The sequence below is a fragment of the Blastococcus sp. CT_GayMR19 genome (assembly GCF_004570385.1).
Taxonomy (GTDB): Bacteria; Actinomycetota; Actinomycetes; order Mycobacteriales; family Geodermatophilaceae; genus Blastococcus_B.
Genome location: NZ_SPQL01000012.1, coordinates 98,647 through 111,473, shown reverse-complemented (window position 1 = coordinate 111,473; position 12,827 = coordinate 98,647). Strand labels below are relative to the sequence as shown.

At 73.9% G+C, this 12,827-nt stretch carries 10 protein-coding genes; all 10 read right to left on the bottom strand.

Annotated features, from left to right (window positions below):
- Positions 1 to 4 precede the first annotated feature (4 nt).
- A complete protein-coding gene (locus E4P39_RS16740) occupies positions 5 to 955 on the bottom strand; it encodes a Ppx/GppA phosphatase family protein (protein WP_135137700.1) in 951 nt (316 codons plus the stop codon).
- A complete protein-coding gene (locus tag E4P39_RS16735) occupies positions 952 to 1,449 on the bottom strand; it encodes a DUF501 domain-containing protein (RefSeq protein WP_135137699.1) in 498 nt (165 codons plus the stop codon). The genes E4P39_RS16740 and E4P39_RS16735 overlap by 4 nt, the downstream gene beginning before the upstream one ends.
- Positions 1,446 to 2,027, bottom strand: coding sequence for a septum formation initiator family protein (locus tag E4P39_RS16730; RefSeq protein ID WP_135137698.1), 582 nt, complete (start codon positions 2,025 to 2,027; stop codon positions 1,446 to 1,448). Before E4P39_RS16730 ends, E4P39_RS16735 begins: the two co-directional genes overlap by 4 nt.
- Before the next feature lie 10 nt (positions 2,028 to 2,037).
- Positions 2,038 to 3,315 (bottom strand): phosphopyruvate hydratase, encoded by a 1,278-nt coding sequence (gene eno, locus E4P39_RS16725; RefSeq protein WP_135137697.1) that lies wholly within the window; start codon positions 3,313 to 3,315, stop codon positions 2,038 to 2,040.
- Between the two features lie 144 nt (positions 3,316 to 3,459).
- On the bottom strand, positions 3,460 to 4,413 hold the full coding sequence (locus E4P39_RS16720; RefSeq protein WP_245159901.1) for a MazG family protein: 954 nt from the start codon (positions 4,411 to 4,413) through the stop codon (positions 3,460 to 3,462).
- Positions 4,397 to 5,404: a peptidylprolyl isomerase gene (locus tag E4P39_RS16715; RefSeq protein ID WP_135137695.1), complete on the bottom strand. Its 1,008-nt coding sequence runs from the start codon at positions 5,402 to 5,404 to the stop codon at positions 4,397 to 4,399. The genes E4P39_RS16720 and E4P39_RS16715 overlap by 17 nt, the downstream gene beginning before the upstream one ends.
- An 81-nt stretch (positions 5,405 to 5,485) precedes the next feature.
- The gene (gene mfd, locus E4P39_RS16710; RefSeq protein WP_209306575.1) at positions 5,486 to 9,028 is read right to left on the bottom strand and encodes a transcription-repair coupling factor; all 3,543 of its coding nucleotides are present in this window, start codon (positions 9,026 to 9,028) and stop codon (positions 5,486 to 5,488) included.
- A gap of 67 nt (positions 9,029 to 9,095) precedes the next feature.
- Positions 9,096 to 10,322, bottom strand: coding sequence for a hypothetical protein (locus tag E4P39_RS16705; RefSeq protein WP_135137694.1), 1,227 nt, complete (start codon positions 10,320 to 10,322; stop codon positions 9,096 to 9,098).
- Between the two features lie 302 nt (positions 10,323 to 10,624).
- On the bottom strand, positions 10,625 to 12,181 hold the full coding sequence (locus E4P39_RS16700) for a right-handed parallel beta-helix repeat-containing protein (protein ID WP_135137693.1): 1,557 nt from the start codon (positions 12,179 to 12,181) through the stop codon (positions 10,625 to 10,627).
- Positions 12,181 to 12,825, bottom strand: coding sequence for a hypothetical protein (locus tag E4P39_RS16695; RefSeq protein WP_135137692.1), 645 nt, complete (start codon positions 12,823 to 12,825; stop codon positions 12,181 to 12,183). Before E4P39_RS16695 ends, E4P39_RS16700 begins: the two co-directional genes overlap by 1 nt.
- Between the last annotated feature and the right edge of the window lie 2 nt (positions 12,826 to 12,827).

Sequence of the window (12,827 nt, the reverse complement as noted above, 5' to 3'; positions counted from 1 at the left end):
CGGATCAGCCGCGAGCCAGCCGGAGGGCGATGCCGTCCAGGATGTCGTGCTCGCTGACGACCACCTCGGGCAGCGCGAACTCGTCCATCAGCACCCGGAGGATCAGCGCCCCGGCGCCGATGACGTCGACCCGCCCCGGATGCATGACCGCCATCGCGGCGCGGGTGGCGCGGGTCGCGGCCAGCAGGTCGGCGGTCACCGCGCGGACGTCGGCCACCGGGATCCGGGAGCCGTGGATGGCGTCGGCGTCGTAGGCGGGCAGCCGCAGGGCCAGCGCGGCGACCGTGGTGACCGACCCGGCCAGGCCGACCAGGCTGGCCGCTGCCTCCACCGGCACCTCCGCGCGCACCTCGGCGAGGGCGGCGCGGATGTCGTCCTCGGCCCGCCGGACCTCGCCGGCGGTCGGCGGATCGCCGTGCAGATGCCGCTCGGTCAGTCGCACGCAGCCGACGTCGACCGAGCGGGCGGCCCGGACCCCGGCGGCGTCCCCCAGTACGAACTCCGTCGACCCGCCGCCGATGTCGACGACCAGGAACGGCGGGGACGGCGGCGGATTGCCGTGCGCCGCGGCGGCCGCGGCGAGCGAGGCCGTGGCGCCGAGGAAGGACAGCTCGGCCTCTTCCCGGCCGGTGATGACGTCCGGGGTCTGCCCCAGCGTGCCGACCACCATGTCCTCGAAGTCCTGGCGGTTGGCGGCGTCGCGGGTGGCGCTCGTGGCGGCCATCCGGATCCCGGTGGCGCCGAGGTCCCGCGCCTGGTCGGCGTACTCGGCGAGCACCTTCCGCGTGCGCTCGATCGCCTGCGGCGCGAGCCGGCCGGTGGCGTCGACGCGCTCGCCCAGCCGCACGACCTCCATGCGGCGCAGCAGGTCGGTGTGCGCGCCGGAAGGGGGGACGTCGGCGATCAGCAGCCGGATGGAGTTGGTCCCGCAGTCGATCGCGGCGACCCGTGTCATGCCCGCTCCGGCTGCGCGCAGGGCCCGGCCGCCCACCACTCCCCCATCCCGGCGACCGCCCGGTCGCCGATCGGGTTGACGCCGGGGCCGGCGGCGAGCGCGTGCCCGGCCAGCGCGTGCAGGCACTTGACCCGGTCGGGCATGCCGCCGGCGGTGCTGCGGGTGGGCAGCACGTCGCGGGCGTCGCGGGCGGCCAGGTAGGCCTCGTGCGCCGCGCGGTAACCGGCGGCCAGCTCCGGATCGGTGGCCAGCTCGTCCTGCCACTCGCGCATCAGCCCGGCGGATTCCAGACGGCTGGCGGCGGCCGACGCCCGGGGGCAGGTCAGGTAGTACAGCGTGGGGAACGGCGTCCCGTCCTCGAGCCGGGGCGAGGTCTCCACCACGTCGGGCTGACCGCACGGGCAGCGGTGCGCGACCCCGACCAGCGCCCGCGGGGGCCGGCCGAGCTGGCGGCCGACGACCTCGCGCTCGGCCGCACTGACCGGTTCGCTCATTCCGCCGGCTCGGCGGCGGGTCCGCCGTCCGCCACCGCGAGCGACTCCATCAGCCCCTCGTACCAGGGCAGCGGCTCGTCGGCGGTGGCCGCCTCGGCCAGCGTGCCCGCGTCGCCTTCCACGGCCTCGCCGTCGACGACCACGATCAGCCGGTCGCCCGGCAGGACGTAGGTCAGCCGATCGCGGGCCTGCCGCTCCGCGTACATGGGGTCGGCCTGCCGCCCGAGCTGCGTCTGCAGCTCCTCGGCGCGCTCGTCCAGCGCACGGCCCTCGGCGGCCAGGCGCACCAGCTCGGCCCGGCCGGCCAGGTACTGCCGCACGGGACCGGCCAGGGTCAGCGCCAGGAGCAGGACCAGCGCGCCCAGGAGCACCGCCCGGCCCGTGAAGAGCGGACGACGGCGCGCGGCCGCCGCGGGACGCCCGGCGCGCCGTCCCGAGGTCCGCGAGCCGGGACGCCGCGGAGCCCCGCTGCCCGTCCCCGTCCGCACCGGCCGGGTGGAGTGGACCCGCGGCGCGCGACCGGTGTGGCGGCGGGCGTCGGCCGAGGTGCCGCTCCGCCGGCCCCGAACGCTGCTCATCCGCGGGCGCTCATCCGGCCAGCCGGGGGAAGGCCGCCGCGCCCGCGTACCGGGCGGCGTCGTCCAGCTCCTCCTCGATGCGCAGCAGCTGGTTGTACTTGGCCACGCGCTCGCTCCGCGCCGGGGCGCCGGTCTTGATCTGGCCGCAGTCGGTGGCGACGGCGAGGTCGGCGATCGTCGTGTCCTCGGTCTCGCCGGAACGGTGGCTCATCATGCAGCGGTAACCGCTGCGGTGCGCCAGGTTCACCGCGTCCAGCGTCTCGGTGAGCGTGCCGATCTGGTTGACCTTGACCAGCAGCGCGTTGGCCGCGCCCCGGGCGATGCCGTCGGCGAGGCGGGTCGGGTTGGTGACGAACAGGTCGTCGCCGACGATCTGCACGCGGTCGCCGAGGGCGTCGGTGAGGGCGATCCAGCCGTCCCAGTCCTCCTCGGACAGCGGGTCCTCGATCGAGACGATCGGGAAGGAGTCGACCAGCTCGGTGTAGTACGCGGTCATCTCCTCGGCCGACAGCTTCTTGCCCTCGAAGGCGTAGGCGCCGTCGCTGTGGAACTCGGTCGCCGCGACGTCGAGCGCGAACGCGATGTCGCTGCCCACGGAGTAGCCGGTCTTCTCGACCGCGCGGACGATCAGGTCCAGCGCGGCGCGGTTGCTCGACAGGCTCGGCGCGAAGCCACCCTCGTCGCCGAGCCCGGTGGCCAGGCCGTCCTTCTTCAGGACCGCCTTGAGCGCGTGGTAGGTCTCGGTGCCCATGGCCAGCGCCTCGGCGAAGGTCGCGGCGCCGATCGGGGCGATCATGAACTCCTGGACGTCGACGTTGCTGTCGGCGTGGGCGCCACCGTTGAGGATGTTCATCATCGGCACCGGCAGCAGGTGCGCCGAGGGCCCGCCGACGTAGCGGAAGAGCGGCAGACCGGAGGAGTCGGCGGCCGCGCGGGCCACGGCCAGCGAGACGCCGAGGATCGCGTTGGCGCCGAGACGCGACTTGTCCGGCGTCCCGTCGAGGTCGATCAGCCGCTGGTCGATCATCCGCTGCTCGCTGGCGTCGTAGCCGACCAGCTCCGGGCCGATGACGTCGAGGACGCCGTCGACCGCCTTGGTCACGCCCTTGCCGCCGTACCGGTCCCCGCCGTCGCGGAGTTCCACCGCCTCGAAGGCACCCGTGGAGGCGCCGCTGGGCACCGCCGCGCGGGCGATCGTCCCGTCGTCGAGGGCGACCTCGACCTCCACGGTGGGGTTTCCGCGCGAGTCGAGGATCTCCCGCGCGCCTACGGCGTCGATGCTGGCCACGGGGGCAGCCTAACCAGCCCAACGGGCGGGCCGCGCCTGCCTCGCCCGCCCCGTCCGCGCTTTCGGTACCGAGAGCCCGGGACCCCTTCCCCGCTTCCGGTACCGAAGGCGGGGAGCCCGGGCTCCGCTTTCGGTACCGAAAGCTCAGGGGGGCGGGGTGCCGGTGCCCGCGTGGGCGGCGGCGTCCAGTTCTCCGGCGTAGCGGCGGACCGCCTCGCGGAGGGCGTCCTCCAGGTCCCAGCCGCGCTGCTCGGCGGCGGTGACGACCGACAGCATCCGCTCCCCCAGCTCCTCCGGGCTGGTCGCGGTCAGCTCCGCGGCCACCGGCGTCGGCAGCCCGGCCCGGCCCGCGCGCCGCACCAGCGCCGCACCCCAGGCGGCTGCGGGCTGGGATCGGGAGACGCCCTCGGTCGGCGAGCGGCGCTGCTTCTCCGCCTGCTTGATCTCCTCCCAGCCCGCTTCGACCTGCGCGACGTCCATGGCTCTCCCACCCACCCCGACCGCGTTCCCGAACACGTGCGGATGCCGGCGGACCAGCTTGTCGACCAGGTCCCGGGCGACGTCGTCGACGTCGAACCGCCGCTCGGGCGCTGCCTCGGCGGCCACGCGGGAGTGGAAGACCACCTGCAGGAGGACGTCGCCGAGTTCCTCGCGCATGGCGACGGCGTCGTCGTCGACGATCGCGTCGTAGGCCTCGTGCGCCTCCTCGAGCAGATAGCCGCGCAACGAGGCGTGCGTCTGCTCCGCGTCCCACGGGCAGCCGCCCGGGGAGCGCAGCCGGTCCATCACGGCGACGACGTCGAGCAGCCGGCTGCCGGGTGGCTCGGCCGCTCCGTCGACGACCTCCGCGCCCGCGGGCACCTCGTCGTGCGCGGCGAGCACGACCACGTCCCCGGTCAGGGCGCCGGCGTCGTGGACCGAGGCGACGTCCCATCCGTCGGCGCGTAGCGCCTCCGCGGTCTCGGCGGCCCCGGGCAGTGCGGCCAGCGGCCGTCCGCCGGACAGCGCCCGCCAGCCCGCCGGGCTCAGCAGGCCCGGCAGGCGCGAGCTGACGGTGACGACGAGGGCGACGGGCACCGGGTCAGTTCCCGGGAGCACCCGCGCCGGCGGGCTCCTCCCCGCCGCCCTCCCCGAGGATCTCCACGACACCACCGGTCCCCGGTACGAGCTGCCCCTTCTCGAGGACGCCGTAGCGCGGGTTCACCGTGACCCCGAGGTCCTCCCGGACGGCCTGGACCAGTTTCCCGCCGGCCGCGGCGGCCGCGCTGAACGCCTCCTCCTCGAGGTCGGTCCGCACGTCCTCGAAGGGCGGGTAGACGGGCCCCTCCACGAAGACGACGGCCACGCCGGCCTCGGTGGGGATGGAGAAACCGGTGTTCGGCTGGGTGGCGGCGATCTGCTGGGCCAGCTCGGGCGGGAGCTCGGAGGGGGAGCTGGCCTCCAGCGCCGGCAGCGTCATCTGACCCTGGTACTGCGCGGCCACGGCGGGATAGGCGGCGGGATCCGCGGCGAGCTGGGCGAGGACGGCGGTGGCGGTCGGCTCGTCGGGGACCGTGATGTAGCCGAACGAGACCTCGGCGAGCTCCTCGCGCACCTCCGCGTACCGGTCCTGCAGGTCCGCCTCGGTCGGTGCCTCCCACTCGCCCTCGGACTCGGCGATCTCCTTGCTCACCAGCTGCTGGCGCACGTTCTCGAAGACGTCGGCCCGGCCGAGGCCCCGCTGGGTGGCGAGCTGGCTGTACTCGCGGTCCTCGTCCCGCCCGGCGAGCAGGACCTCGAGGCGGCGCCGCACGTCGTCGTCGTCGACCTGCACCCCGTAGCGCTCCGCGGCGGCGTCGTGCACCTCCCCCTGCACCAGCAGGGAGAGCACCTGCCGTCTGAACTCGTCCCCCTGCGCCGCGGCGAAGTCCGCGAGCTCGGGGTTCTCCAGCCGGCGGGCGACGGCGTTCTCCAGCTCGGTCACCGACACCTGCTCGTCGCCGACGTACGCGGCGACGTTGGGCGAGGTCCGGCAGGCGGTCAGCCCGGAGACCGCGACGGTCAGGACGAACCCGGACAGGAGCACCCGGGCGGCGCGACGCTTCAACACGCCCGCGAGACTCCCACACGCGCGGTGACCCACGACGCAGGGGCGCGGCCGACCCAGGGGCCGAAAGCGCGACGATGGCCCCTACGAGGCGGCGGCAACCGGCTGCTCGATCACCGCGCGCAGGACCGAGTGCAGGTTCTCGAGCAGGGCGACGTCCCGGAGCGGCGTGCGCCGGTCCGCGCCGACCGGCACCTTGAGCACGATCGTCTCCACGGCGGCCTTGTACGAGGCGCCGTCGGCGAGCCGCGCCAGCCGCATCTGCTGCGACTCCCGCAGCGCCACCGGGCCGACGCGGATCGCGCGGCCCTGCAGCGACACGTCGGTGACGCCGAGCGCGCGCATCGCGGCCCGGAACCGGGCCACCGCCAGCAGGTTGAGCACCGGGGCCGGCGGGGCGCCGTAGCGGTCGGTGAGCTCGTCGAGCACCGCCTGCGCCTGGTCGTCGTCGTGGACCGAGGCGACCTTGCGGTAGGCCTCCATCCGCAGGCGCTCCCCCGGGATGTAGTCGTGCGGCAGGTGCGCGTCCACGGGCAGGTCGACGCGGACGTCGGCCGGCTCGACCGCCGGCGCCTCCCCGGTGGCCTGCGAGCGGTAGTCGGCGACCGCCTCGCCGACCAGCCGGACGTAGAGGTCGAAGCCGACCCCGGCGATGTGCCCGGACTGCTCGCCCCCGAGCAGGTTGCCCGAGCCGCGGATCTCGAGGTCCTTCATCGCCACGGCCATGCCGGCACCGAGGTCGGTGTTGTGCGCGATCGTGGTCAGCCGGTCGACCGACGTCTCGGTCAGCGGCCGCGTGGGGTCGTAGGTGAAGTACGCGTAGGCCCGCTCCCGGCCCCGGCCGACCCGGCCCCGGATCTGGTGCAGCTGGGAGAGCCCGAAGGTGTCCGCGCGGTCGACGATCAGGGTGTTGGCGTTCGGGATGTCCAGGCCCGACTCCACGATCGTCGTCGCGACCAGGACGTCGTACTCCTTCTCCCAGAAGCCGACCATGATCCGCTCGAGCTCGTGCTCCTTCATCTGCCCGTGGCCGACGGCGACGCGCGCCTCCGGCACGAGGTTCCGGATCTTCGCGGCCGCCTTGTCGATGGACTGCACCCGGTTGTGGATGACGAAGACCTGCCCGTCGCGCAGCAGCTCGCGCCGGATCGCCGCGGCCATCTGCTTGTCCTCCCACGCGCCGACGTAGGTCAGCACCGGGTGCCGCTCCTCGGGCGGGGTGAGGATCGTCGACATCTCGCGGATGCCGGTCAGGCTCATCTCCAGCGTGCGCGGGATCGGGGTGGCCGACATCGACAGCACGTCGACCGCCGTCCGCATCGACTTCAGGTACTCTTTGTGCTCGACGCCGAACCGCTGCTCCTCGTCGACGATCACCAGCCCGAGGTCCTTGAACCGGGTGGTCGGCTGCAGCAGCCGGTGGGTGCCGACGAGCACGTCGATCTCCCCCGCGGCGAGCTTGCGGACGACCTCGTCGCTCTCGGTCTTCGACTGGAACCGCGACAGGACGCCGACGGTCACCGGGAACTGGGCGAAGCGCTCGGAGAAGGTCTTGAAGTGCTGGTTGGCCAGCAGCGTCGTCGGCACCAGGACGGCGACCTGCTTGCCGTCCTGCACGGCCTTGAACGCCGCCCGGATCGCGATCTCGGTCTTCCCGTAGCCGACGTCCCCGCAGATGATCCGGTCCATCGGGACCGGCAGCATCATGTCGGCCTTGACCTCGTCGATCGCGCCGAGCTGGTCGGGCGTCTCCTGGAACGGGAACGCGTCCTCGAGCTCGCGCTGCCAGACCGTGTCGGGCCCATACGCGTGCCCCTTGCTCGCCATCCGCGCCGAGTAGAGCCGGATCAGCTCGGCGGCGATCTGCTTGACCGCCTTGCGCGCCTTGCTCTTCGTGTTCTTCCAGTCGGCGCCGCCGAGCTTCGACAGCGCCGGGGCCTCGCCGCCGACGTAGCGGGTCAGCTGGTCGAGGGCGTCGGTGGGGACGAAGAGCCGGTCCGGCGGCTGATTCCTTCGCGACGGGGCGTACTCGACGATCAGGTAGTCGCGCTGTCCGCCGTTGACCGTCCGGCTGATCATCTCCAGATAGCGGCCGATGCCGTGCTGCTCGTGCACGACGAGGTCCCCCGGCTGCAGCTGCACCAGGTCGACGGCGTTGCGCCGGCGCGCGGGCATCTTGGCCGCGTCGCGCATGTTCGTGCCGCGCTGCCCGGTGAGGTCGTGCTCGGTCAGCAGGGCGAGCCCGACGCCGGGGAACGCGAACCCGGATTCCAGGCCGCCCTGGGTGACGTGCGCCAGACCGGCGTCCGGCGTGCCGGCGATGTCGGGCACGAGGCGCACGCCGAGGTCGGCCTCGGCGAACTGATCGGCGGCGCGCTGCGCGGGGCCGGGCCCGGCGAAGGTCACGACCACCCGCCAGCCGTCGCGGGACCAGGTGCGTACCTGGTCGATGGCGCGGGGGACGTCGCCGGAGAAGCGGTCGACCGTCGTCGCGTCGAGGGTGACGTGGTCGTCGTCGTCCTCGGCCCGGACGGTGAAGCTGCCCGTCGTCCACCAGGGCAGCCCCCGCATCCGCGCGGCGGTCTCGACCTCGGCCAGGTCCCGGAAGGACGACGCCCCGAGATCGATCGGCGCCTGCCCGGCCTCCGCCGCCGTGGACCAGGACGCGGCGAGGAACTCCTCGGCGGTGCGCACCAGGTCGGCGGCCCGGCTGCGCACCCGCTCGGGGTCGCAGACCAGCACGTGCGTGCCGCGGGCGACGAGGTCGGTGAGCAGCTGCATGTCGCCGTCGGCGAGCACCGGGATCAGCGACTCCATGCCCTCAACCGCGATGCCCTCGGCCAGCTTGCCCAGGATCTCCAGCAGTTCGGGGTGCCGATGAGCGAGCTCGGCCGCCCGCTCGCGCACCTCCGGGGTCAGCAGGAGCTCGCGGCACGGCGGGGCCCAGAGCCGCTCCGGGCGCTCGTCCAGCGACCGCTGGTCGGCGGCGGAGAAGTAGCGCAGCTCGTCGACCTCGTCGCCCCAGAACTCGACGCGGACGGGGTGCGGCTCGGTGGGCGGGAAGACGTCGAGCAGCCCACCGCGAACGGCGAACTCGCCGCGCTTCTCCACCAGCTCGACACGGGTGTAGGCGGCGTCGACGAGGGCCCGGGCGACGTCCTCGAGATCGGCCTCCGTCCCCGGCCGCAGCTCGACCGGGACCAGGTCACCCAGGCCCGGTGCCAGCGGCTGCAGCACGCTGCGGACCGGGGCGACGAGGACGTCGATCGTGCCGTTCTCGCCGGGATGGGTCAGGTCGCGCAGCACGGCCAGCCGGCGCCCGACCGTGTCGGCCCGGGGGCTGAGCCGCTCGTGGGGCAGCGTCTCCCAGGCCGGGAAGGTCTCGACCCGCCGGTCGGGAAGGAAGCAGCGGAGCAGGTCGGCGACCTGATCGGCGTCCCGCTCGCCGGCGGTGACGACGAGGACCGGGACCCCGGCGCCCGGCTCGGCCGCCGCCAGCGCGGCGGCCACCAGCGGCTGGACGGGCGGCGGGGCGGTGACGGCGAGCGCCGCGTTGCCGGCCGACCCCACCACGCGCGCCATGCCGGGATCGGTGAGGACGACGTCGAGCACGCCGCGCAGCGTCACGGTTGAGCACTCCTGGTTCTACGGCCACGCACGGCGCGCCGGATGCGCGCGTGGGCCGTCGTCCAGGCTAGACGGGGGTACCGACGGGGCGCCGTCCCCGACCGGGGCGGACCCGTCCGACGGGACCCGTCCGGAGGTCCCGGTTCCTGCGGGAGCGCGTAACGGACGTCGCGTCGACCCCGGGGCCGTCGTCCGCGTCAGGTGCCGAACGCCGGTCCAGACCCATGGCGAGCGCCAGCACGATCGTGGCGAAGACGCTGTTGAACGCCGAGACGGAGAGGGCGCTGAGGGTGATCACGCCCAGCAGCGCCAGCGCGTCCCGCGCCGGGGTTCCCGAGCGGCGCAGGCCCCACCAGAGCAGCCCGTAGAGGAGCCCCAGACCGATCAGTCCGTGATCGAAGACCGCGCGCATGAGGAAGGAGTGGAAGATGACCGAGTAGCAGACCCCCGGATCGGTCTTGCTGAACAGCTCGACGTAGAACGACAGGCTGCCGCACGCCCCCGGCGAGAGGGGGGTGAGCGGGAAGGCTCCGGTGAGGAACTGCCACAGCGGCCAGTCCCGGACCTCGGCGAGGAACGTCTGGAAGAAGACCAGCCGGTCGAGTTGGGTGCCGTCCTGCTCGGCCCGGGCGCTGAACAGCGCGAGGACCGCATGACTGACGACGGCGACGCCGGCGACGTGCAGCGGCCACGTCCGGTTGCTGGTCTTCACGTAGCGGAACAGGTACACGCACACCAGGCCCAGCGCGGCGCTCCGGGAACCGGAGATGAGCACCGTGATCGCGAGAGCGGCGAAGACCCAGTCCCGTCGGGCGCCCAGGTAGGGATAGGCCAGGTAGACCAGGCCCATGAGCAGGATCAGTTCGAAGTTGTTCTCGAGGTAGATGCCGGGGCGGTCCGCGAGGCCCAGCGCGATCGAATAGCCGTACTTGGCCAGGAACACCGCGACGAGAAAAGTGGTGAACTGCGCCAGTCGCCGACCGTAGAATACCGATCTGCCCACGAAGAAGGCGAGCGCGGCGAGATAGATGAAAGCCTTGTGCGCCAGCAGGAAGTCGGGGAGGCTGGCCGAGCCGTAGAGCACCAGCAGCAGGGTCTTCAGGAAGACGTAGAGGCCGGCCGGCACCAGCACGAACCAGGAGCCCACCCTGCGGGCCAGCAGCACGGTCGCGGCCAGGAAGGCGACCTCCACGAGCCGGTCCGCCGGGGCCAGGTTGAACCGGTCCGGGGCGACGAGACCCGTCACCGCCAGGATGCCCAGTGTTCCGTACAGGATGCGCTCAGTGCCGCTCACCTGCGGCTTCGGCGCGCTTCCGGTCGGGACGTCGGCTGCTCGGACCTCGATTTCCGGACGTGCGGCCCTCACGCGTCGGCTCCGCAGTGGCGCCACGACGGCCCGGTGTCCCCACCGGCGTGCCCGGAACGTCGCCGGCCCGGCGAGCCGGGAGCACGACGGACGGGGCGGGGCGTGGTGCGCACAGTGGGGTCCCTCGATCGGATTGGTCGTACTCGTCAATAGAATAGGCGATCGAAATGGTCCACGGCGGCATTCTCACTCATTGGGGAGTTCTTCCGCCTATTCGCCCGGGGCCTCGATCACATCAGTTCCAGTCCGATCTGCACGGCGCGGTCGCTCGCATTGGCGACGGCGACCGTGAGCTGCGCGCCGTCGGCACTGACGGCCGCACCCACGCGGTAAGGCCTGTCCGCGGTCCCGAACCCGTCGCCGATCCGGTTGTCCACGGCGCCGATCGCGACCTCGGCGTCCCCGCGGTCCCGGAAGACGAGGAGCACGGCCTCCCCGACCCCCCGTGCCCGGGTGCCGATGTCCCTCGACACCAGATGCAGCCGGTACGACGTCCCCGGCACCTCCCGCCCGGCCGCACCCAGCTCGAACACCGCTGATCCGGACTCCCCGGCGCTCAGCCGGAGATCGACCGCCCCGATCCGCACCCGCGTGCCCGAGGCGCTCTGGACGCCGGCGACGCCGAGGTTCAGCAGGGAACTCCGGCCGGTGCCGCCCGCCCCGCTCGCGATCGCCACCGCCGACGTCCGGCCCGTGAGGTCGTTCCCGGTGAGGCTGACGCCGGCGCCGCCCTCGTCCCGGATGGCGACGGCGGGCGACGCGTAGCCGCTGACGTCGTCGTCGTCCGGTCCGGAGTTCGTGGCGATCCCGGTGACCACCAGGCCCGCGCAGTCCCGCTGGTAGAGGTGGCAGTCGTCGTCGGGCACGCCCTTCGAGAGCCGCCCGTTGCGCCGGAAGACGCTGCCCACGACCGTGGTGTGCGAGCACTCGACCAGCCGGGCCCCGGTCCTCCCGTTGCGGTCGAGGATCCCGCCGATGACCACGTTGTGCAGCGCCCGGTCGGCCTGGATGCCGTGCCCGTCGTTCCACTCCACCTTGTTGCCCACGAGCATGTTGTCGTTGGCGCCGGGTCCCAGCCTGATCCCGTCCCCGCTGTTGGCGTTGATGACGCACGTGCGGACCATCGAGTCGACGAGGTCGGCGATGCCGACGCCGTTCTCGTGCACCATGCAGTCGGCCAGCAGGCTGCCGCTCGCGTAGTTCGCGGCGTAACCGACGGAACCCTCGAGCATGGTGACGCGCTGCAGGACGGCGCCGTAGCCGGCCGGCTGCACCGCCGGCTGACGCCGGCCGTTCCCCTCGACCGAGATGTCGGCCAGCTGACCCAGTTCGCCGACGACCAGCACCGGCACCGTCTGGCCGGCCAGCCGCGCCTGCAGCCGCGCCCCGCTGCGCGGGCTGCGGGTGTAGCTGCGCGCCGGTGGGCCGGCGAGCGACTGCCGCAGACGGAGCACCAGGCCGTCGACCCGGTAGAGGCCGGCGGGCAGCCACAGCGAGGCACCCTCGGGCGCCTCGTCGATGAGCGACTGGAGGGCGGCCGTGCTGTCGCCGGCACCGGAGGGGTCGATGCCCTTCCCGGCGAGGACCGTTTGCCCGGCCGGTGGCGCCGACTGCGCCGCCTGGGCGTCCCGGCCCGGCAGCGCATGTCCGGCCGCAGCCGCGCTCAGCGCCGTCCCGGCGAGCATCGTGGCGACGAATCCGCGGCGGCCGAGCCGGCTGCGGGTCCCCGGCGGGGGCGGCTCCGCCTCGGGAGCCGGCGTCCGGGGATCCCCGTCGGACCCCGGCATCACGGACCGGGCGCGTCGACCGAGAGCCGTGCGGCGTCCCGGCCGGCGAGCGCGGCGGCGAGGTGCTCCAGCACGGGCACGAGCGCGTCGACCACGAGCTGTCCCACGTGGGAGTGCACGACGTCGTCCTGGCCGATCGGGTCGAGGACGTCGTCCGCACCGCTCCCCGCACGGCAGGACCGGGCGGCCGCCATCGTCGTCACGAGTGCCCGGGCCCTCTCCACCGGGCACGGACCCGAGAGGCGCACGTCCGAGCCGGGCAGGTCGAGCAGGCCGGCCGCCTCACGGAGGGTGAAGGTGCGCGACATGGCCCGCGGAGCGCGACCCAGCACGTGGTGGCGGTGCTCGCGGGTCATCGTGAGGGTGAGGTCGGCTCCGGCCGCCATCCCGTCGGTGAGCTGGCGCGCGCGGAAGCCACAGGGGTCCCCACCGAGCTCGGCCAGCACCCGCGCACTGGCGGGGTGCATCTGGGCGCCGACGACGGCGCGCGTTCCCGCGCTGACGATCTGCACCAGGCCGGCGTCCTTCCCGAGCATCCGGGCGAGGAGGTCGCGGCCCACCCGTTCGGCCAGCGGGGAGCGGCAGATGTTCCCGGTGCACACCAGCAGGACGGTGAAGGGAGCGTCCGGGGCCGGGCCGAGCACGG

Excerpts from the sequence above, each read along its gene's own strand:
- E4P39_RS16735 (WP_135137699.1), bottom strand. The coding sequence starts at position 1,449 with ATGAGCGAACCGGTCAGTGCGGCCGAGCGCGAGGTCGTCGGCCGCCAG.
- E4P39_RS16740 (WP_135137700.1), bottom strand. The coding sequence starts at position 955 with ATGACACGGGTCGCCGCGATCGACTGCGGGACCAACTCCATCCGGCTG.
- E4P39_RS16730 (WP_135137698.1), bottom strand. The coding sequence starts at position 2,027 with ATGAGCAGCGTTCGGGGCCGGCGGAGCGGCACCTCGGCCGACGCCCGC.
- E4P39_RS16700 (WP_135137693.1), bottom strand. The coding sequence starts at position 12,181 with ATGCCGGGGTCCGACGGGGATCCCCGGACGCCGGCTCCCGAGGCGGAG.